General features: G+C 36.9%; 19 protein-coding genes. 4 read left to right on the top strand and 15 right to left on the bottom strand.

Annotated features, from left to right (window positions below; all coding sequences use genetic code 11):
* Positions 1-337 precede the first annotated feature (337 nt).
* Positions 338-853 (bottom strand): NUDIX domain-containing protein, encoded by a 516-nt coding sequence (locus AMET_RS04980; RefSeq protein ID WP_012062266.1) that lies wholly within the window; start codon positions 851-853, stop codon positions 338-340.
* Positions 854-1,283: 430 nt separating this feature from the next.
* Here AMET_RS04980 and AMET_RS04975 point away from each other — a divergent pair, with 430 nt between their 5' ends.
* Entirely contained in the window at positions 1,284-3,392 is a 2,109-nt protein-coding gene (locus AMET_RS04975) for a polyribonucleotide nucleotidyltransferase (protein WP_012062265.1), read from the top strand.
* A 148-nt stretch (positions 3,393-3,540) separates the two neighbouring features.
* Here AMET_RS04975 and AMET_RS04970 read toward each other — a convergent pair whose 3' ends face one another.
* Entirely contained in the window at positions 3,541-3,786 is a 246-nt protein-coding gene (locus tag AMET_RS04970) for a hypothetical protein (RefSeq protein WP_012062264.1), read from the bottom strand.
* A 288-nt stretch (positions 3,787-4,074) separates the two neighbouring features.
* Between AMET_RS04970 and AMET_RS26800 the strand changes: the two genes are divergently transcribed.
* Positions 4,075-4,209 carry a hypothetical protein gene (locus tag AMET_RS26800; RefSeq protein ID WP_278184235.1) on the top strand — a complete coding sequence of 45 codons (135 nt, stop codon included), beginning with the start codon at positions 4,075-4,077 and terminating at the stop codon, positions 4,207-4,209.
* A 131-nt stretch (positions 4,210-4,340) separates the two neighbouring features.
* On the opposite strand, the gene helD is transcribed toward AMET_RS26800, so the two are convergent.
* Both helD and AMET_RS04960 read right to left on the bottom strand, forming a co-directional pair.
* Positions 4,341-6,650: an RNA polymerase recycling motor HelD gene (helD, locus tag AMET_RS04965; RefSeq protein ID WP_012062263.1), complete on the bottom strand. Its 2,310-nt coding sequence runs from the start codon at positions 6,648-6,650 to the stop codon at positions 4,341-4,343.
* Positions 6,651-6,820: 170 nt separating this feature from the next.
* Positions 6,821-7,021, bottom strand: a complete 201-nt coding sequence (locus tag AMET_RS04960; protein ID WP_012062262.1) for a helix-turn-helix domain-containing protein — start codon at positions 7,019-7,021, stop codon at positions 6,821-6,823.
* 297 nt (positions 7,022-7,318) lie between these two features.
* Here AMET_RS04960 and AMET_RS04955 point away from each other — a divergent pair, with 297 nt between their 5' ends.
* Entirely contained in the window at positions 7,319-7,927 is a 609-nt protein-coding gene (locus AMET_RS04955; RefSeq protein WP_012062261.1) for a class I SAM-dependent methyltransferase, read from the top strand.
* 404 nt (positions 7,928-8,331) lie between these two features.
* Entirely contained in the window at positions 8,332-10,440 is a 2,109-nt protein-coding gene (locus AMET_RS04950) for a polyribonucleotide nucleotidyltransferase (protein ID WP_012062260.1), read from the top strand.
* Between the two features lie 153 nt (positions 10,441-10,593).
* On the opposite strand, the gene fdhD is transcribed toward AMET_RS04950, so the two are convergent.
* The 11 genes from fdhD to AMET_RS04895 form a co-directional block, all read right to left on the bottom strand.
* Positions 10,594-11,379, bottom strand: a complete 786-nt coding sequence (gene fdhD / locus AMET_RS04945) for a formate dehydrogenase accessory sulfurtransferase FdhD (protein WP_012062259.1) — start codon at positions 11,377-11,379, stop codon at positions 10,594-10,596.
* A gap of 67 nt (positions 11,380-11,446) precedes the next feature.
* Entirely contained in the window at positions 11,447-12,166 is a 720-nt protein-coding gene (tatC, locus tag AMET_RS04940) for a twin-arginine translocase subunit TatC (protein WP_012062258.1), read from the bottom strand.
* 64 nt (positions 12,167-12,230) lie between these two features.
* The gene (locus AMET_RS04935; protein ID WP_012062257.1) at positions 12,231-12,401 is read right to left on the bottom strand and encodes a twin-arginine translocase TatA/TatE family subunit; all 171 of its coding nucleotides are present in this window, start codon (positions 12,399-12,401) and stop codon (positions 12,231-12,233) included.
* Positions 12,402-12,457: 56 nt separating this feature from the next.
* Positions 12,458-12,949: a molybdopterin-guanine dinucleotide biosynthesis protein B gene (gene mobB / locus AMET_RS04930; RefSeq protein ID WP_012062256.1), complete on the bottom strand. Its 492-nt coding sequence runs from the start codon at positions 12,947-12,949 to the stop codon at positions 12,458-12,460.
* Complete coding sequence (locus tag AMET_RS04925) at positions 12,946-14,181, bottom strand: molybdopterin molybdotransferase MoeA (protein ID WP_012062255.1); 1,236 nt, start codon at positions 14,179-14,181, stop codon at positions 12,946-12,948. Before AMET_RS04925 ends, mobB begins: the two co-directional genes overlap by 4 nt.
* An 11-nt stretch (positions 14,182-14,192) precedes the next feature.
* The gene (locus tag AMET_RS04920; protein WP_012062254.1) at positions 14,193-15,215 is read right to left on the bottom strand and encodes a molybdopterin-binding protein; all 1,023 of its coding nucleotides are present in this window, start codon (positions 15,213-15,215) and stop codon (positions 14,193-14,195) included.
* A gap of 46 nt (positions 15,216-15,261) precedes the next feature.
* Positions 15,262-15,471: a twin-arginine translocase TatA/TatE family subunit gene (locus AMET_RS04915; RefSeq protein WP_012062253.1), complete on the bottom strand. Its 210-nt coding sequence runs from the start codon at positions 15,469-15,471 to the stop codon at positions 15,262-15,264.
* A gap of 194 nt (positions 15,472-15,665) precedes the next feature.
* The gene (locus AMET_RS04910) at positions 15,666-16,742 is read right to left on the bottom strand and encodes an ATP-binding protein (RefSeq protein ID WP_242661457.1); all 1,077 of its coding nucleotides are present in this window, start codon (positions 16,740-16,742) and stop codon (positions 15,666-15,668) included.
* Positions 16,743-16,811: 69 nt separating this feature from the next.
* Positions 16,812-17,489: a TorD/DmsD family molecular chaperone gene (locus AMET_RS04905; RefSeq protein ID WP_012062251.1), complete on the bottom strand. Its 678-nt coding sequence runs from the start codon at positions 17,487-17,489 to the stop codon at positions 16,812-16,814.
* 72 nt (positions 17,490-17,561) lie between these two features.
* On the bottom strand, positions 17,562-18,242 hold the full coding sequence (locus tag AMET_RS04900; RefSeq protein WP_012062250.1) for a 4Fe-4S dicluster domain-containing protein: 681 nt from the start codon (positions 18,240-18,242) through the stop codon (positions 17,562-17,564).
* Positions 18,243-18,268: 26 nt separating this feature from the next.
* The gene (locus tag AMET_RS04895) at positions 18,269-20,830 is read right to left on the bottom strand and encodes a molybdopterin-dependent oxidoreductase (RefSeq protein WP_012062249.1); all 2,562 of its coding nucleotides are present in this window, start codon (positions 20,828-20,830) and stop codon (positions 18,269-18,271) included.
* Positions 20,831-21,023 lie beyond the last annotated feature (193 nt).

The following is a 21,023-nucleotide window of genomic DNA, read 5'->3' as shown; positions in this document are numbered from 1 at the left end:
TATCATACATCATTTCTTTCATCATCTTTTCTACTTTTTATAAAATCCGACTGAATTCACGGAGCTTTGCTCTCACTGAATTGTAGCCCTCTTTATTTAGAAGGATAGATTACTTATACTCTCGATTAAGATTTCATTCTATTATTAGTATATATAATTACTTGTATTTTAACAAGTTTAGTTATCGTTCAACTTGACATAGTTTCCAATCATATGGTTAAATTATAAACTATTATAATTTAACCATATGATTGCAAGAGAGGAAAAAATAAAAGCAATAATTTAAAAGCACATATCCAAGCTAATAGATAAGTGCTTTTTATTAATCTCTATCCCCTTATAACAACATTTCTGCAACTCTCTCTAAAGCTAATGTCTCTCTTTCAATGGAAAATCCCATAGATGTTTCTTGGTTAGCAATGACTTCTTTATTGTGCTTAATGGCTTCGTGGATATCAATCCAAATGGAAGACATGCCATTTGCTAATTCATAATCTTCAAGATCTACATCTCCAAAATCATCAGTTTTGCAAACATAGAAATATGATAGCATATGAATCAAATCATACTCAGGTTTATAATGAGGTCTGTATTCATCAATATATCCGAATTCACTGATGACTTCGATATTCTTAGCCCCGATTTCTTCAGCAAGCTCTCTTTTGAGACCAGTCATTAAATCTTCTTCAGGATCAACCCCCCCACCAGGAAAGCTATAATCGTTATATCTTTTTGTATACAATAGGAGAATATTCGAATCCTTTAGAATAATTCCTCGAGCTGCCTTTCTTTCAAATATTCTTCCCTCTAGTTTTTTTACATCTCTATGGATTAGTTTCTTGATTAACTTCAACTTATTACCTCTTTCTCTTATTATCATTATTTTAATGGGTGGTTAAAAATCACTTAACTATTTTAACATAGTTAATAGAGGTTATAAAGAAAAAGTCTCGTTCCCATAATCTCCATTCTTATTTACCTCCCTTACCTCTGTTTTATTGTTATAAATGCCCTCCGCTTCATTTCTTCTGTGAATATTCTATATCATTAACCAATATCAATTATTGGAGTTGCAAATTAATTTGTTTTATTTATTTTACTTTGTTATAATATACCTAGATTATAAATCGTTATAATTGAAACAATAAAATATTGGAAGAAGGAAATCATAAACCTACCCATGAAAAGGTTTAAAATAATGATTTTTTATATTCTCTATCTACTTAGTGGACAAGAGTATTACATATAGAACTGAAAATAATAAGAAAATGGAGTGATTTTACATGATAAGAACTTTTGAAATGGAGCTTGGAGGCAGACCTTTTGTTGTTGAACTTGGTAAAGTAGCTGAGCTTGCCCAGGGATCTTGTATGATTAAATACGGAGATACCTTTGTTTTAGTTACGGCTTGTGCATCTAAGGAGCCTAAGGAAGGACTAGATTTCTTCCCATTGAGCTGTGATTACGAAGAAAAATTATATGCTGTTGGCAAAATACCCGGTGGCTTTATCAAAAGAGAAAGCAGACCTAGTGAAAAAGCAACATTAACTGCTAGGTTAATTGATAGACCCATTAGACCCCTTTTCCCAAAGGGATATCATAATGATGTCCAAGTGATTGCCACTGTTTTATCCGTAGACCAAGATTGTCCCCCTGATATTAGCGCAATGATCGGTTCTTCAATTGCCCTATCTGTCTCTAATATTCCATTTATGGGACCTACGGCTTCTGTTTCAGTTGGTATGATTGACGGTAAGTATATTGTAAACCCCACCAGCGAACAAAAAGAACTTAGTGAGCTAGAGCTCATCGTTTCTGGGACCAAGGATGCAGTGATGATGATCGAAGCCGGGGCCAATGAATTAACAGAGGCTCAAATCTTAGATGCCATTATGTTTGCCCATGAAGAAATCAAAAAAATAGTTACTTTTATCGAACACATTGTGTCAGAGGTAGGAAAACCTAAATCTGAAGTCATTGTTAAGGAAACAGACTCGGAGCTCTTGGCCGAGGTTGTAAGCTTCTTAGACACAAAATTAGCAAATGCCATTAAAACCGTTGATAAGACAGAGCGAAATGAAAATATCAAGGCTATTTCCGCTGAAGCCCTGGACTATTTTGAGGAAAAATACGAAGGTCGTTCAAAAGAAGTTAATACGATCCTGTCAAAACAAATTAAAGTAGAAACACGTAAAATGATTACTTCCGAGGGTATTCGCCCGGACAATCGTAAACTAGATGAGATCAGACCCATATCTAGCGAGGTAGGTATCTTACCAAGAACCCATGGTACAGGCTTATTCACCAGGGGTGAAACACAGGTATTAACGGTTACGACCCTAGGGGACTTAAGAGACGCACAACGGATTGATGGTCTCGGTGAAGAAGATGAAAAGCGATATATGCATCATTACAACTTCCCTCCCTATAGTGTTGGGGAGACTCGATTCATGAGGGGTCCAAGCAGAAGAGAAATTGGTCATGGTGCCTTAGTTGAAAGAGCGCTTAAACCAATGATTCCATGCAAAGAGGATTTTCCTTATGCCATTCGACTGGTTTCAGAAGTTCTTGCGTGCAATGGATCTTCTTCCCAGGCAAGTGTTTGTGGTAGCACCCTTTCCTTAATGGATGCCGGTGTGCCAATTAAAGGTATGGTAGCGGGAATCGCCATGGGACTGATTAAAGAGGAAGGCCAAATTGCCATCCTCTCTGACATCCAAGGGATGGAAGACGCCTTAGGAGACATGGACTTAAAGGTAGCAGGTACTGAAAATGGTATTACTGCCCTGCAAATGGATATTAAAATAGCAGGAATCGATAGAAACATTATGGAAACAGCCCTGGCCCAGGCTAAAATTGGAAGAACCCATATTTTAAATAAGATGAAGGAAGCCATTACCAGCCCTAGAACTGAATTATCTGCCTATGCCCCTCAGGTAACTAAGTTAAAAGTTCATCCTGACAAAGTCAGAGAAGTAATCGGTGCCGGTGGCAAGGTCATTAATAAGATTATTGATGAGACTGGTGTTAAGATTAATATTGAAAATGATGGGACAATCTATATCGCGGCACCGGATCAAGAATCTGCTAGAGTGGCATTAGAAATGATCGAACTCATCGTTAAAGACCCTGTTGTAGGCGAAGTGTACACAGGAAAAGTAATCAAAATCATGGATTTTGGTGCCTTCGTAGAAATATTACCGGGCAAAGAAGGATTAGTTCACATCTCTAATCTTGCCCATGAAAGAGTGGCTAAGGTAGCTGATGTCCTTGCTGAGGGTGACCTAATTGAAGTTAAATTAATGGAAATTAATCCCCAAGGAAAAATAGGCCTATCTCGAAAAGCGCTATTGCCAAAGCCAGAAAAAGAAGCACCAAAAAAAATTGAATAGGTACTTTCATTTTCTCAAGTCATATAACAAAACCTATAAAACCATGGTTAATCAATCTTTGGTTAATGAAAATAAAGTAGCTCTCAAGTAGAGCTACTTTTTTAACGTTTAAAAAAGGTAAGCATCGAATTCGATGCTTACCTTTTTCCTACTGATTGATGAAAAATTTATTCTTTACTTTATTACCATGATAACGATATTCCAACACATAGTGATCATTACCCATCCCATCAATTTGGATATCTGTCACTCCTTTAGCTTGCAACCTATTTATCAAATTTCTTCTCTGCTGAATAAGTTGGGCTTTCTCATCTTGTTGCCCACTAAATAGCCTATAAGAAATTGTTGTCCAGGCCTCTAATAATTTTTCCATTGTCATTTGTTCAATATTCATTAATATTGCCTCCTGTCCATCATAGTTTTTAATTTTATGTGGCCATGTATCCCCCGATTTAGACCCTTACAGTAGGACCCATTGAACTATAATGAATGAAGTGAAGTGATACTAAACCCATTCATCTTCTTTTGTATTATATCTAATAAATATAGTTTAAACAAGCTTTATTGTTATTGAATTTGTTTAAATTCATTTTATTTGATATAATACCATTAAATTATAAATGGTTATAATTGAAATGGATCATGTCATTCGAATAATATGATTTTAAAGGGAGAGATGACAATGAGTAAACAAAACACAATAGATTACCTTTTACTCACTTGGTTGAGGGGGCATCAGCAGCAGGCAACTTGTCGAGCTAATGAAGGAGAATGTATCAAACAATTTACTACCGAAGAAGTAGAAAAATATTTATAATTCCAAACAGAAACACTACCGCTTCTTTAAAATTCTTAGTGCTTAAAAGACTAAGAGGGCACCGGCTAAGGTAACCCTCTGTGTCTTTTATCATCCATTCATTTAATCAATAAACAATCCAACTTTAATCATTATTTTATATACAACTCATGAGGGGTATCATCTAAAACAGGGATTTTACCTTTCATAAAAAATACATCAAGTTTATGTAGCGCTCTTGTCATGGCAACATAGAGAAGCTTGATATCTAACTCCTCTTCTTGATAGCATTCCTCTATATTGGCTATCAACACTGCATCAAACTCTAATCCCTTTGCTAAATGAACGGGTACTAACATGATCCCTGCATCATAATTTTCTTCTTTTTCATCTAGTACTCTGGTGTGAATTTTTTGATGCTTATCTAAATACATTTTGATTTCTTGGCATTCTTTTTTCGTCTTGCCTATAATCGCCATTGATTTATAATCCGCACCTTTAAGTTCCTGCAGCTTTTCTTGTACATTTTTTAATAATGCTTCTTTTTCTGTAAACGCCCTTATCTCAGGCTTTTCTCCATGTCTAATTACCGGCTTAGCCAGGACAACACCAGGATTCATAAGCTTAGCAATCACTGAATTTGCTAGATTCATGACTTCAATGGTCGTTCGATAGCTTTGTACCAAGGTTATATAATTACATTTTCTTTCATTGAAAACTTTCTCGATTACATCCTCCCAATTCTGTATCCCACGATAAGAGTGAATTCCTTGAGAAATATCCCCTAATAAGGTAAACATATTGGTGTTTAGAATCTCCTTCAATACATAAAATTGAAACAAGCTAAAGTCCTGGGCTTCATCTATGACAACACTATTGATTTCGAGTTTTTCCTTAAATCCAAATATACGATATTTTAAATAAACTAATGGTGCACAATCTTCTAGCTCTATCTTATTTTTGTCTAACAATGCCTTGGATTGTTGACATAAATACTGAGCTCCTCCAGCGGGTAGCATTGTTTGTCCATATTTTTCTATTAAGGTTACGTCAGTCATTAGCCTTTCATAATGTTCAAATAAATCTTTTTTAGGGAAGCCTTTAATATAGTTGTTCACAAGGGTTTTTACATCTTTCTTTATGGCTTGTAATTCTGCGTCCCGTTTTTCTATAAGAGGAAGGACCTTTTGTCTTCTTTCTTCCGAGGGCTCCATCCGACACCGTATATTTTCAATCTCATTATCGTAATCTTCCTCTGTTTCCTTTAAAATCTTTTCCTTAAAATCCTTCAACTGAGTTCTTAATGTCTTTTTAAGTTCATCTGTACGTTTATAAATGGGAAGATAATTAAACTCTTGTAATAACATATGGTATATGGCTTCCTTAGGAATAATGACATGTCCATGTAGTGCAAAATCTTCCTTTGGCATATATTCTTTTTCTACGTCTCTAATATAGTGATCCAATAGCTCCTTAAATTCCATAGATCCCTTAAAGGCGGCTGCCCATTTTAACCATTCTAATTTATTCCCTTCAGAAGCTTTTTCTCCATGAATTAAAGCCATTAATTTTTCATTGGCGTCTAGCATTTTATACTTTTTCCCAACTAGCGCCTCCATAAAGTCTATAAAGGTCGTTTGCTTTACATTTCCCACTCCTAATTCAGGTAATACTTCAGAGATATAATTAAGAAATAGTTTATTGGGAGCAATAATCATAAAATTTTCAGGATCAAAGGTTTTTTCATAGGTATAAATAAAATAAGCGATTCTATGAAGGGCTATGGTGGTTTTACCACTGCCTGCAACCCCTTGGACAATCAATGGCAGACTCATGTCAGCTCGAATCACACGATTTTGCTCCGCTTGAATGGTGGAGGCGATATCCTTTAATCTTTCCTCTGCATTAGCTTCTAACGAGGCTTGTAAAAATGTATCTGTGGTCATAATATCAATATCCATTATATTTTTTAGTTCACCATCTTCAATGGTGAATTGCCTTTTAAGAAGAAGTTCCCCCTCCTGTATACCACCCTCTGCTACATAGCTTGTCTCTCCGATCCGCCCTTCATAATAAATGTTAGCAATGGGAGAACGCCAATCCACAATTAAAGGAACTTCATCCTCCGCTCGCATCAGTGAGGTTTTTCCAATATATACTTTATCCACTTCTACTCTTTCATTGGGCTTAAAATCGATTCGAGCAAAGTAGGGTTTATCCTTAATTCTTTTTAGGTTATCAAAATTTCTATCTGCCATCTCTATGAATTTTGTATTAATCAAAACACTGATATAGCTTTGACTACTGTCTAGATAGTCTAGGTTTACCATGGCATCTTTAATATTATCTTTATAGAGATCTCTATATTCCGCTGTGGCATTGAGTGTCTCCTTGATATATTCTTTCGTGTATGCTAATCGTTCTACTTCTTTGTTGTAATCTCGATGATTTTTTACAGGCATGCTGTTGCTCCTTTCTTGAACACCCTTAGTATTGCTGAAATCCTTATTATTAATTGTAATTTTTTTACTTATAGTACAATTTTTAACTAAACTATAAAAAATAAATTGAGGATAGATCCTCTTAAAAGAATCTATCCCTATTTTTTATAAATCTTATATGATGTAGAAAACTAAGTGGGCTCGACTCGTCTTTGCTTTTCAATAAATTCTACTAAATCACTTCTTTTCACTCGCCAATGTCTTCCTACTTTAAACCCTTGTATTTTTCCTTCTTGAACAAATTTATAGGTTGTTACTTCACTAATTTTCAGATATTTAGCAACCTCACTTATGGTCATAATCTCATCTTCCCTTTGATACTCCTTATCCATTCTATCCTTCCTTTCTTTAAATCAAATTATTTACAATAACCTTCAATTAGGGTTGTATATTTAACATCCATCTCGATGTATAAGAATAATCAATTGCATTTTCATCTTTAATTATCTCAGCAGTATCTTTACCGTTCTCAGCCTCCTTGAAATTTCATTCTATTATTAGTATATATAATTACTTTTATTTTAACAAGTTTAATTGCGTTTCAATTTGATATAGATGATATCATTTGCTATAATATAGTTAAATTATAGACTATTATAATTAAATACATTGTAGAGAGGAAAAAAAACATGGAATACACAGGAGAAAGAGTGATACCCGAAATGATGAATCCTAAAAATGGCATGTTAATTGAACATATTGCACGATATCAGTTTGCAAAGCAGTTTTGTACAGGAAGAGTTCTAGACATTGCCTGTGGGGTGGGTTATGGCAGCGAAATGCTTATAAAGCAAAATCCTCGTATTGACGAGCTAATAGGCATTGATCTATCGGAGGAAGCGATTGATTATGCAAAAAAACATTATAGCTTTATGGAAACCTCCTACTATGTTGATGATGCATTAAACCCAAACCTCTATCAAACCTATGGAACCTTTGATACCATTATTAGCTTTGAGACCATTGAACACTTCCAGGGAGACGAGGTTTTTGTCAAAAATCTATATAATCTTCTCAAGCCAGGTGGTACCCTGGTTATCTCTACTCCATTTGGCAAGGGTAAACATCAGCCTTGTGCTTCCCCTTTTCATGTTTATCAATATAAAGAGGAAGAATTCATAGAAGTTCTTAAACCTTTCAGCAATTTAACGATGTATCATCAAATTGATCGAACAATAGAAATTCCTAAGCCGGATCAAAAGTATTATCTGATGGTTGCAGTGTGTAAAAAAAACTAGTCCTAAAAAATGAATTAAATAACTTGAGAAGCACTTATCTAAGTCAATGGATAAGTGCTTTTTATCATCCTTCACCCCCTAATAGCAAGGCTTTTGTAATTCGCTTTAAAGCTAAACTCTCTCTCAATGGAAAATCCCATGGAATTTCTTAGTTAGCAATGGCTTCTTTATTCATATTTCAATCATTGGAGTTGTAAATTTATTTGTTTTATCTATTTTACTTTGTTATAATATACCTAGATTATAAATCGTTATAATTGAAACAATAAAATATTGGAAGAAGGAAATCATAAACCTACCCATGAAAAGGTTTAAAATAATGATTTTTTATATTCTCTATCTACTTAGTGGACAAGAGTATTACATATAGAACTGAAAATAATAAGAAAATGGAGTGATTTTACATGATAAGAACTTTTGAAATGGAGCTTGGAGGCAGACCTTTTGTTGTTGAACTTGGTAAAGTAGCTGAGCTTGCCCAGGGGTCTTGTATGATTAAATACGGAGATACCTTTGTTTTAGTTACGGCTTGTGCATCTAAGGAGCCTAAGGAAGGACTAGATTTCTTCCCATTGAGCTGTGATTACGAAGAAAAATTATATGCTGTTGGCAAAATACCCGGTGGCTTTATCAAAAGAGAAAGCAGACCTAGTGAAAAAGCAACATTAACTGCTAGGTTAATTGATAGACCCATTAGACCCCTTTTCCCAAAGGGATATCATAATGATGTCCAAGTGATTGCCACTGTTTTATCCGTAGACCAAGATTGTCCCCCTGATATTAGCGCAATGATCGGTTCTTCAATTGCCCTATCTGTCTCTAATATTCCATTTATGGGACCTACGGCTTCTGTTTCAGTTGGTATGATTGACGGTGAATATATTGTAAACCCCACCAGCGAACAAAAAGAACTTAGTGAGCTAGAGCTCATCGTTTCTGGGACCAAGGATGCAGTGATGATGATCGAAGCCGGGGCCAATGAATTAACAGAGGCTCAAATCTTAGATGCCATTATGTTTGCCCATGAAGAAATCAAAAAAATAGTTACTTTTATCGAACACATTGTGTCAGAGGTAGGAAAACCTAAATCTGAAGTCATTGTTAAGGAAACAGACTCGGAGCTCTTGGCCGAGGTTGTAAGCTTCTTAGACACAAAATTAGCAAATGCCATTAAAACCGTTGATAAGACAGAGCGAAATGAAAATATCAAGGCTATTTCCGCTGAAGCCCTGGACTATTTTGAGGAAAAATACGAAGGTCGTTCAAAAGAAGTTAATACGATCCTGTCAAAACAAATTAAAGTAGAAACACGTAAAATGATTACTTCCGAGGGTATTCGCCCGGACAATCGTAAACTAGATGAGATCAGACCCATATCTAGCGAGGTAGGTATCTTACCAAGAACCCATGGTACAGGCTTATTCACCAGGGGTGAAACACAGGTATTAACGGTTACGACCCTAGGGGACTTAAGAGACGCACAACGGATTGATGGTCTCGGTGAAGAAGATGAAAAGCGATATATGCATCATTACAACTTCCCTCCCTATAGTGTTGGGGAGACTCGATTCATGAGGGGTCCAAGCAGAAGAGAAATTGGTCATGGTGCCTTAGTTGAAAGAGCGCTTAAACCAATGATTCCATGCAAAGAGGATTTTCCTTATGCCATTCGACTGGTTTCAGAAGTTCTTGCGTGCAATGGATCTTCTTCCCAGGCAAGTGTTTGTGGTAGCACCCTTTCCTTAATGGATGCCGGTGTGCCAATTAAAGGTATGGTAGCGGGAATCGCCATGGGACTGATTAAAGAGGAAGGCCAAATTGCCATCCTCTCTGACATCCAAGGGATGGAAGACGCCTTAGGAGACATGGACTTAAAGGTAGCAGGTACTGAAAATGGTATTACTGCCCTGCAAATGGATATTAAAATAGCAGGAATCGATAGAAACATTATGGAAACAGCCCTGGCCCAGGCTAAAATTGGAAGAACCCATATTTTAAATAAGATGAAGGAAGCCATTACCAGCCCTAGAACTGAATTATCTGCCTATGCCCCTCAGGTAACTAAGTTAAAAGTTCATCCTGACAAAGTCAGAGAAGTAATCGGTGCCGGTGGCAAGGTCATTAATAAGATTATTGATGAGACTGGTGTTAAGATTAATATTGAAAATGATGGGACAATCTATATCGCGGCACCGGATCAAGAATCTGCTAGAGTGGCATTAGAAATGATCGAACTCATCGTTAAAGACCCTGTTGTAGGCGAAGTGTACACAGGAAAAGTAATCAAAATCATGGATTTTGGTGCCTTCGTAGAAATATTACCGGGCAAAGAAGGATTAGTTCACATCTCTAATCTTGCCCACGAAAGAGTGGCTAAGGTTGCAGATGTCCTTGCTGAGGGTGACCTAATTGAAGTTAAGTTAATGGAGATTAACCCCCAAGGAAAAATAGGCCTATCTCGAAAGGCCTTATTGCCAAAACCAGAAAAAGAAGCTCCAAATAAAGTTGAATAAGTGATTGCTTAAGAATATTTAATTGAATGAAAATCCAATGAAAAATAATTTAAACCCCTGTAATGATAAACATTACAGGGGTTTAAATGACTTTGAAAGTAATGCTTCTACTTTTCAGGTTGGAAATTGTGACTACTACTATTTAAAGCCCTCTTAAGGGATTAGGATTCTATCTTCTCCATGGTAAATATTCATTCTTTTAGCTCTTGCAAATCCAATGAGTGTCAGGTCCAGCTCCTTTGCAATTCCTACGGAAAGATCTGTTGGTGCCGATCGGGATACTAAGATCGGAATTTTTCTTTTTGCAGTTTTGATAATCATTTCTGAAGAAATCCTCCCACTGGTAATCAGTATTTTATCCTCTAGACTAATTTCCTTCAAAAATGCCTCTCCCACAATTTTGTCCAAGGCATTATGTCTGCCAACATCCTCGTGGAACATGACTATTTCGTCTTCACTACAAAGAGCACAACTATGGACCCCTCCCGTCTCCTTAAATAACTGGGAGTTTTGATTTAACAGACTCGATAAGTTTAAAATCGACTCCGCCTTCACCTTCATATCACTTTTAATAGAATGTGTCCCTAATGAATCCAATACATTATAAAAAATTGTACCCTTTCCACATCCAGTGGTCACTGTTCTCTTACCAGATAGCTTCTCAGCAAAGTCGGTTTTACTAATCAAATCAATATAGGCATGGCCTTTTTCTTCGTCTAAGACTACTTTTTCTATATTCTTCTTTGACTTGATAATACCTTCAGAAACCAAGAATCCTACGGCTAAATATTCAAGTCCACTTGGAGAGCATAATAAGGTAATAAATTCTTCACCATTTATAAAAATTGTAAAAGGGTATTCCACAACCACTGTATCTTCCATGGATTCCATTGCCTGATTATTGACCTTTTGAATTGTGACTGTTTTAATATAATCCATTTCATCCCGTCCTTTGATCCTTTGTCATGTTTGTTTTCCTTATTTGATTTGATTCTATTTTACTTATTTATTTCTTCTTTTTTCGCCTTCTTTTTTCAATAATCACAGCTATCATCACACTAAATTCATACAATAAAATCATTGGTCCCGCCATCAATACTTGAGATACAACATCTGGTGGTGTTAGCACTGCTGCCACAATGAAGATGAGTAACACAAATATTTTTCTATAGCCTTTGAAGGTTTTTGACGATACCAGATTCAGTTGACTTAATAATATAATTAATAGGGGTAATTGAAAAACTAAGCCAAATGAAAATAACAAAGAACTACAAAAACTAATATAGTTTGCAAAGGAAAATAACGGGGCAATCCCATCAACAGCCATTTTCACAAAAAAATCAATGGTCATAGGTATAATAATAAAGTAAGCAAAGCTAGTTCCCATTGCAAAAAATACAATTCCCATAAACAGTGCAAAAAGTAAATATTTACGCTCTCTCTTCTTCAGCCCAGGTTTTATAAACAACCAAATTTGTACGAGTACAATTGGTGAGGCAATCATGGCCCCTACAGCTAAGGAAATTTTTACGTAGGCTAAAAACAATTCAGGAGGGCTTAAATAAATAAATTCTAGATTCTTTGCTGGTTTTACAATCAGGTCGATAATCAAGTCAATATAGGCATAACTCACTAAAGAACCCACGATAATTGCTAAGCTGATGATGATGACTCTTTTTCTTAGCTCATCTAAATGATTAATCAATGACATTCGCATGTCTTCCATGTAAAATCCTCCCTTACGTTAACAAAAAACGTAGAAGGCACTACGTTAAGTAGCACCTTTCTTCTTATTTTTCGTCTTCGTCTACATCCTCTGAAATCTTTTTCGCATGACTTTTAAATTCTGATATCCCTCTTCCGAAGGCTTTACCAATCTCAGGCAACTTTGCTGGACCAAATATCACAAGAGCAATCACTAAAATCACTACTAATTCAGGCATTCCTAATTTACCAAACATCAAAATCCCTCCCCTTATTTATACTAGATGTGGTTTTTTCATTCTTATTTAACCTTTTATTTCTGTAAAAACCTAGCCTCAATCAAGTCAACCAGTTGAGAAATTTCTTCAAAACTAAACTGGGGAATACTCTTTTCAAAGGACACATCAGTAACAAGAGCGAATAGCTCATGTTCTTCACATAAAAGTTCCTTCGCTGCCGCTGATCTAAATACCTCTAATTTAGGTTTGTTTTCTCTTTTATATCCTTCAGTGATGACAATATCCACATTGGTTATTTTTTCAAGGATTTCATCTAAGGTATATTCCTCTTGAACCTTTTCGATCATGGCAAACTTCTCTGGAGATGAGATCATAACAATATCTGACCCCGCTTGCCCATGCTTCCATGTATCCTTGCCTGGATGATCAATATCAAAGCCATGGACATCATGTTTAATGGTAGCAACTCGATAACCCCTAGCTTTTAACTCTCCAATAATATTGCATAAAACCGTTGTTTTGCCTGTATTTGAGTTCTTTCCTACAATTGAAAATACTGGTATCATTTTAACACCTCCGGGTGGTCTAATAGTTGCACTTTTACTTTATCTCCTGCCTCATGAGGACCTGTCCCTGATGGAACATAAAATAAAGAGTTTGTTCCAGATAGACTAGAAAGTACCCCTGAACTGTGTTTTTCTGGGAACTGGGTATAATATTTCCCATCTTGATAAAATGTATGAGCTCGAACAAAGCGATTTTGACTACTTGTTTTCGTAAATCCGTTTTCTAATATACTTTCGACTTCCATTAACTTATATTTTTGTCTTCCCATTTGTTTCAAAATAATAGGGCGAACAAATTGTTCAAAGGTAATATAAGCAGCGGCAGGATTTCCCGATAGTCCAAAGATCAGCTTATTTCCATATTTAGCTACAGCAATTGGTGTTCCAGGTTTCATTCTAACTCTCCAAAACAACATTTCTGCTCCGGCCTCTTGAAATGCTTCCTTCACTAGATCACAGTCCCCTACGGAAACCCCTCCCGTTGTGATGATCATATCTGCCCAGCCTAAGGCAGACTTAAGTTTTTCAACGATGGTGTCAATGCCATCATCACAAATACCTAGCATTAGTGGCTTTGCTCCCACCTTCTTTATTTGAGCAGCAACTGTATAAGAGTTACTATTTCTAATCTTCCCATCTACTAATGGTTGTTGTATATCGATTAGCTCGTCTCCAGTTGACAGTATGGCTATTCTTGGCTTACGATACACCTGTACAAAGCTTTTTCCTAATGTAGCTAGTATTCCGATCTCTGGGGCGTCTATTACGGTTCCCTCTTGGATTACGCTATCTCCAATTTTCATATCTTCTCCCATTTTACTAATATTGCTTCCAGTAGAATAGGCAGTATATATGGTTACTGAATCATCAGTAAAGTCTGTGTCTTCAAATCGAATGATCACATCGGCTCCCTCAGGTATTTTCGCACCTGTCATAATTCGTATTGCCTGTCCCTTACTGATGGTTTTTTCCGATACATATCCTGCTGGGACAAAATCAATTACGTTTAACCTAATGGGATTTTCCTTTGATACTCCCTTTATATCCTCTGAACAAACAGCATATCCATCTAAAGGGGACTTATCGAAGGGAGGCATGTTCATATCTGACAGGATCTCTTCCGCCAAGACGCTCCCTAAACTGTCCATCAATGGCACATGAATCGGTTCCGTTTGATTGCTTTCCTTTAATAATATTTCTAATGCTTCTTCTAACGAAATATTAGTTCGCATTTACTTCCTCCTTAATACTTCCCAAAGTGACAATTTGGGAAAGTGCAAACTTCGCATTTTAAGCACTGCCCACCATATCCCATACGGGTAATGTCTTTGCGCACAATTTTTTCTCCTGCAAACACCCTTGGCAGTAAAATATCAAAGGCTGTTGTATGGGCAAACATGACGCATCCTGGTAATCCAAATACTGGAACACCATCTAAATATGCAAACAATAACATGGCTCCCGGTAAAACCGGTGTGCCATAGGCGATGATATCTGCTCCCGTTGCCTTAATGGCTCCTGGTGTTTTATCATCGGGATCTACTGACATGCCCCCAGTCACAATAATGAGTTCAGCCCCCATGTCCTTGCATTTTAATATATTATCTTTGATGACATCTAGCTCGTCTGGAACAATCGTCTTATCAATAATTTCGGAATCAAAGGCAGCGATCTTTTTTTCAATCACCGGACCAAACTTATCTTCTATTCTTCCTTTATACACTTCACTTCCAGTGACAATGACAGCGGTTTTCAGCCTCTTAAATGGCTTTACTTGGAGCATGGGTTTCTTGTCCTTTAAAATTTCTGCTGCTGATTCTATTTTCTCCTTGTGGATCGTTAAGGGAATCACACGACACCCACCAATCAGTCCATCCTTCTCAATGGATCGATTCCCATGGATTGTAGCCAAGCAAATATCCCCTAAGTCATTGACAGCATCCAATAAATCTCGATCAATCTTTAAAAGACCTTTTTCCTTTGCAAGGATATTGATCTTCCCCTCACGGGGCTCTGTAAAGTGAATTCCTTCCCCACACACTAATTTTCCTAGGCTAATGGCTGCCTCATCTTCGTGAATTTCATTTTCCTTCATTTCAAATATATAAATATGTTCTTTTCCAATTCGTAGTAGCCTTTCGATATCCTCAGACTTAATCACATGCCCTTTTTTAAAAGCCACTCCCTTAAAGGCGCCGGGTACAATTTCTGTTATATCATGGCCTAATACCATTCCCACTGCTTCTTCCGTTTTAACAACTTTCATTTTATCCTCCCTTTCTTAGGGATCAACCCATCAGTCATCGTATTGGTTACTCTTCTTTGACCTTCACTGTATCTTTATCTTTTGTCTCCCTTTCCTCTAGAGAGAGATCATCCTTCATTTCCTTTGAGAATTTTTTAAACTCCTTAATGCTTTTCCCAAGAGATTTCCCTATTTCAGGTAGCTTTGAAGGTCCAAAGATGACAAGGGCAACAGCAAAAATTAACACTAATTCAGGCATTCCTAATTTACCAAACATATTTTACCTCCTCATTACTTGCAATATCATTCTTTAGCTTGAACAAATTTTCCTCCCAATTCAACACACTTCATCCTTCTTTACAAATTGACTGGACAAAACCTTGTCCAAACTCTTCTACTTTGACCGTCGTAGAAGGTGACTTGCTCATTTCATTTATTATATCAGAGTTTCTTTGTTATTTTCCCATTTCTTTATATAACAGACTTTTTCAATTTTTTCCTTTTACTACAAGTATTACACAATTGCTGTTCACTTGTTTTTTGAACATATTTTTTATTACAATTATGGCATTTGACCAGAGGAATCGTTGTCTTTACTGCCGCCCCCGCTAGTAAATTTAAAGAAAAAGCATCCTTGTTAATGGCTTTCTGAGGGCATAGTTCATGACAAAGAGTACAGGATCTGCACCGTCTTGCATGATGACTGATATTTACCTCATCTGACCGCTCTATCTGCCATGCCTTCCATGGACACACTGCTTCACATAGACCACACCCATTGCATTTGGAATCTAGACTCCAGGTTGTAAAGAGTGATTCAAAATGATGTGGTGCTTCTTTATTTAAATCATTTTCTTCCTTCAGCATATCAACTAATAGGTTTCTAGTTCTAAAATCCTTAACATTATTTTTCCCTAAGATGCTACTGGTTGCGTCTAAGGTCATATGCACCGATCCATCCTTGAATAGGGTAAATAGTTCTCTCCTAGACATTACCTGGGTTGTATAGCTTGGCAAATCTTCCTTGTGATAAATAAGAGATATGTTAGCGTCCATTCCTAAGCCATTGATAACGGTTTCTGCCTTTGTTAAGGCTTGGATGAAATAGTGACACCCCTTTTCAATATAACAATTCTCACACTGACTTACATTAAAGTATATCCTTTTGCCTTTCATAAGCAACATCAATATCACTAAATATTCTTTATGCAACCCATTTAAGCAAGGAAACAAAATATTTCCTTCACTTGTTTCTTGCTTACAGCCTATCAATACGACTTCATTTGGATTGAGATTTTGTAAATTCTTTTCCTCACCAAACTCTTTTAATGTGATGGCTTGAGAAGGACAAGTGCTTTTGCATATACCGCATCCTTTACAAACCTCCTCATCAATCTCTACACAGCTCTTTGTTAAAGAAATGGCTTCCGAAGGACAATGATCTTGACAGATGCGACAGGGTTCAGCTTGATTCCGCTGATAAAGGCAGCGTTTCTTATCAATACTGGAATAGTTTTCTATGATCAACTTTTGCATCAAATATTTCATTAACAAGTTCTTCTACCTCCTCATCTGAATTTGCTTCTTCCTGATAACATCTTACTTACTGTGGTATTCCTAATTATTAGATGACTGCTTAAGTTCAATAAATTCTTCCTTCATGGCTAGACTGTCCTTCACACACTCTTGTCTAATAAAAATTTCTGTGATTAATCCTAAGTTTTGATAAAACTTGGTTTTGGCATTTTGATTTACATTTTGTGTGAAAGGTCTTACCCAACTACCGATATGCTTTGTCAAAAATTCTAATTGTAGCTGAACATATTTCTCTGCCCCATCCCAATTTCCATCTTCACAGGACTCGATTACATTTGCAATTAAATAATACATGAATTCTAATTCAACACGAATATGATCTGGAGGCTCTCTGAAATCTGTTGCTTTCTCTAAGCCGGCTTCATGATACATTCTCATTGCATCATGGGTTGATGGACCCATTACCTGCCCTTTGTTTTCTAAATATAAAGAACCATAAGGAGGGGCCAAAAGCGTTTTAGGTCCCACAAATAACTTTAGATACTCTTTTTTAATTTCTTCTAGTTTTCCTTCTTGGCTTAATTCAACCATCATTTCCTTTACATAGTTAGCAGCTTCATCATTTATGAGGGGTAAAAGTTCTCCCAATGTTTCAATTACTTTTTCTTCCTTCAATGCTATTTCTGGCATTTTATAGCACTGTGCTAACAAATTGTACATGGCACATCTCAACTGTTCATGAACTTGAAAATTTTCCACGGTATCTCCCTCATTTCTAAAAGAATTTTGGTGAGAAACAGGAGTACTTCCTGTTTCTCACCAAGTTAACCATTATTCTTTAACGTCAAATTTATTAATATAGTATACTTGTGGTTTTGTGTTTTCTTCTGGTTGTAGCACCAAACTATCATTGTTTGCCAGTAGTTTGCTTACCTCGCTACTTGAGTCATCCAAATCCCCAAATGTTCTGGCATTTGAAGGACAAGCATCCACACAGTATGGTTCCTCACCATTGGCAACTCTATGATCACAGAATGTGCACTTTTCTACTTTATTCCCTCTTCTGATCCCAGCATAGCTTGCTGCACGATCAGGGTTATAGTATGGAATCACATTTCCCCCGACTTTTTCCGTTAATTCAGCACCATCGCCAGAACGCCATTTCCCAAAAGGTTCTTCATCATTGTAATAAATGACACCATAGGGACATGCAGTTTCACAGGCACGACATCCTATACAGGTCTCTTCATCATGCATTGTAATACCGTTATCTTGTTTATACATTGCCTTAGGATTCACTGGACAAGCTGTCACGCAGGGAGCATCCTCACAGTGATTACATAGGGTTGAAATATAATTTTGTATTATATTGGGGAATTCACCCTTGGTTTCCATAATATAATGAGACCAATAAATCCCATCGGGTACATTGTTTTCATTTTTACAGGCAATTGAGCAAGCTGCGCAACCTGTACATCTTCTCTGGTCAATGACCATTCCACATTTAGCCAATTACAACACCTCCACTTTTTCGATTTCTATGCCTTTTCGATCCGAACTCTAAAGCTTCCATAGTATGCCGTTGACCCACTTAAGCGTTCAAACTCAGAAGGTATCATGTCATTGCTATTTGCACCACGTGCTACTCGTCCCTCAAAATCTTCAGCAGCAACATGTCCCATGGCCCAATGTCCTTGACCAAAGTTCTTTTGTACAGTTCCTGGTCGTAGGGCAACCCATGTTTTTAGGGTAGTAGTCATCTCACCTGTCGGTGAAGTAACTTTAACCAACTCCCCATCCTGTAGTCCCAATTTTGCTGCATCTTCAGGGTTCATTTTAATACAATCTCCCCATTTAACATCTCCAGCATCCACATCCTTAAATTCTTGGAACCACGAACAGTTAGCAGCTCTACCTTCTCTAGTTAATCGAGACTTAGAGTCAATAAATGCAAAGGGATATTCAGATTCAGTTCCTACCATATAAGGCTCTTCATAATGAGGAATAAAGGCTCTTTCTCCTACAACATCATATTTACATGTAGCTAAAATATCATCAATATCTGTATTGTGTTTTTCTGCATGTCCAGCTAAAGCTTTCTTTAATGTTTCACTATAGAATTCAAATTTCCCTGTTTCTGTCGGCATGTTACTCCATAGTTTTTTAAATTCATAAGCATCAGAGTTCCAAATACCTGCTTGAATAAACTCATCCCAGCTATTATATTTCGTTCCATTATTTCCAGTTTCTGCATACTCAGCTGGATCCCAAATTGGTTGGGTGCGGATTTTGAAAGCATGTAACTCTAGTTCCAATCCATTTGTAGGTTCTTTATCTGTTTCTGGATCTTTAAAGGTTTTCAAGTAATCCATTAAATTTCCAAAGCCTTTTTCTTCTAATTTTTCTGCTAACATCCATGGTATTTCTGACTCCGGATTTTTCACATCATAGAATGGTTCAATTAATCTTTCAGCAATCCACAGGTGTGTAAACCCATTACCCTTTTGAGCTGCAGCACTCATTTGCTCAAACATATGATGGGTAGATGGTAGTAATAAATCTGCAAAATGTCCCATTTCAGAATAGTGGGTGACACAGTGTGCAAAGAATTCAATCTTTTCCATGGCCTTATTCCAACGTTCAGTTTCTGTACAGGAATAGTTAAAGTTACAGAAGTATCCAATCATGACCTTAGGCAAATAAGGATCTTCTGCTAAAATTGCATCAGCAACTCGATTTGTTACCACACCACCACCGGATTTTCCATCCTTTAGTGCTGGGAATTCCTTATATCCCCTTTGATCTATTTTTTGCATCTTAGTATTTTTCTGAGCCATTTCATCCATAAAGTCATCAGGCTTTGTAAATCCATTTAACTTCGGACTTCTTCCTGTAATGGTACCGCCTTCATGTTCAGCAGATCCAACTAATCCATTTAATGCATGGACTGCCATGGAGTTGTATCCCCCACGAACCTGCATGTTTGATCCACCACCCATAAATACAAGGGCTTGTGGTGCCGCATTGGCAAAGTCAGTAGCTACTTTTCTAATGGTAGCTGCATCTACTCCACAAATGGCTTCTGCCCATTCCGGTGTGCGATCCTTTAATTCTAAGTTCCACCACTTGGTAATTCCATAGGTATGATTTTCTTCAAAGTTATCCTCATCTACAGTATTACCAGCAACAAAGTGGTTTTCACCATCCTTGAACTCACCAACAAATTCCCTAGACCATAATCCTTCTGTTAAGATCACATGGGCCATAGCCGTAGCTAATGCACCATCTTGACCTGGTTTCACTGGCATCCAAACATGAGACTTAGCAGCAGTAGCTGAATGTTTTGGATCAATGGTAGCGATTTTAACACCCTTCTCAAGTAGTTCACCAAAAACATTTAAGTAATGGGATACTTGACGGTTAGAACACAGTGGATCTACTCCCCAGCAAATAATATATTTTGTATTTCTTACATCATAATCCCTATAATTCCAGTAACCTTGGGTATAGTAGGGTCCAAATTTTTCTGCTTCTGCACAAATAGAACTATGGGAAATATTATTGGGTGACCCAATAATCTTAGGTAAATTTCCATAGAACAAATCATTGATGTTTGTGTATCTTCCACGGAACAGACCAAATTTATGGGTTTCATCATTGTTTCTTAATTCCATGATTTTATCTGCAAAAAGTTCCATTGCCTCATCCCAAGAAATAGGTACAAATCCTGGATCTTCATTTTTCCCTTTTTTAGGATTCGTTCGTTTCATTGGTTGTTTGATTCGATCAGCATCATAGACCTGTTGAACAGCCAAATGTGCACGGGGACAATCGTTTGCACCATGAACCTTCGAGTCAGGATGCCCCTGAATTTTGATGGCTCTTCCATCCACCATGTAGACTTGCTTTGCACACCAAGAGGTACACCCTAAACACCCACTGGCTTTCCACTGACCTTCGGCCAACTTTTGAACCTCTACGCCAGTTCCTTCTGTTTCTTGTAATGTCTCAGGCTTCTTGCTACAGCCTGACAATCCAAAAGCTGTTGCAATTGTCAAAGCGATTGAACTGCCCAAAAAGGTTCTTCTTGTTAATTTCATTAAACCAACCTCCTTTTACCTTATTCATAAATATAAGGATATATTTATCTTCCTATATCAGTTAGGAAGAAAGATTAAACACGCTTCCAGTTGAAATAGACACATTGAAATGTATCAATGGATTGAGACAAAAATATTCACCACAGAACTACTTTTTCACCTTATCGTTTTAGATTATAAACTTTTTAAAAGG

It is taken from the genome of Alkaliphilus metalliredigens QYMF, from assembly GCF_000016985.1.
Classification (GTDB): domain Bacteria; phylum Bacillota; class Clostridia; order Peptostreptococcales; family Natronincolaceae; genus Alkaliphilus_A; species Alkaliphilus_A metalliredigens.
This window is presented reverse-complemented; position numbering and strand designations above follow the sequence as displayed.

What these genes read in the sequence shown, in the direction of transcription:
- tatC (WP_012062258.1), bottom strand. Translation starts at nt 12,166, where the DNA reads ATGGAAGACATGCGAATGTCATTGATTAATCATTTAGATGAGCTAAGA.
- fdhD (WP_012062259.1), bottom strand. Translation starts at nt 11,379, where the DNA reads ATGGATTATATTAAAACAGTCACAATTCAAAAGGTCAATAATCAGGCA.
- AMET_RS04915 (WP_012062253.1), bottom strand. Translation starts at nt 15,471, where the DNA reads ATGTTTGGTAAATTAGGAATGCCTGAATTAGTGTTAATTTTTGCTGTT.
- AMET_RS04910 (WP_242661457.1), bottom strand. Translation starts at nt 16,742, where the DNA reads ATGAAATATTTGATGCAAAAGTTGATCATAGAAAACTATTCCAGTATT.
- AMET_RS26800 (WP_278184235.1), top strand. Translation starts at nt 4,075, where the DNA reads ATGAGTAAACAAAACACAATAGATTACCTTTTACTCACTTGGTTGAGG.
- AMET_RS04935 (WP_012062257.1), bottom strand. Translation starts at nt 12,401, where the DNA reads ATGTTTGGTAAATTAGGAATGCCTGAATTAGTAGTGATTTTAGTGATT.
- AMET_RS04925 (WP_012062255.1), bottom strand. Translation starts at nt 14,181, where the DNA reads ATGCGAACTAATATTTCGTTAGAAGAAGCATTAGAAATATTATTAAAG.
- AMET_RS04955 (WP_012062261.1), top strand. Translation starts at nt 7,319, where the DNA reads ATGGAATACACAGGAGAAAGAGTGATACCCGAAATGATGAATCCTAAA.
- helD (WP_012062263.1), bottom strand. Translation starts at nt 6,650, where the DNA reads ATGCCTGTAAAAAATCATCGAGATTACAACAAAGAAGTAGAACGATTA.
- mobB (WP_012062256.1), bottom strand. Translation starts at nt 12,949, where the DNA reads ATGATACCAGTATTTTCAATTGTAGGAAAGAACTCAAATACAGGCAAA.
- AMET_RS04975 (WP_012062265.1), top strand. Translation starts at nt 1,284, where the DNA reads ATGATAAGAACTTTTGAAATGGAGCTTGGAGGCAGACCTTTTGTTGTT.
- AMET_RS04950 (WP_012062260.1), top strand. Translation starts at nt 8,332, where the DNA reads ATGATAAGAACTTTTGAAATGGAGCTTGGAGGCAGACCTTTTGTTGTT.
- AMET_RS04960 (WP_012062262.1), bottom strand. Translation starts at nt 7,021, where the DNA reads ATGGATAAGGAGTATCAAAGGGAAGATGAGATTATGACCATAAGTGAG.
- AMET_RS04895 (WP_012062249.1), bottom strand. Translation starts at nt 20,830, where the DNA reads ATGAAATTAACAAGAAGAACCTTTTTGGGCAGTTCAATCGCTTTGACA.
- AMET_RS04970 (WP_012062264.1), bottom strand. Translation starts at nt 3,786, where the DNA reads ATGAATATTGAACAAATGACAATGGAAAAATTATTAGAGGCCTGGACA.
- AMET_RS04920 (WP_012062254.1), bottom strand. Translation starts at nt 15,215, where the DNA reads ATGAAAGTTGTTAAAACGGAAGAAGCAGTGGGAATGGTATTAGGCCAT.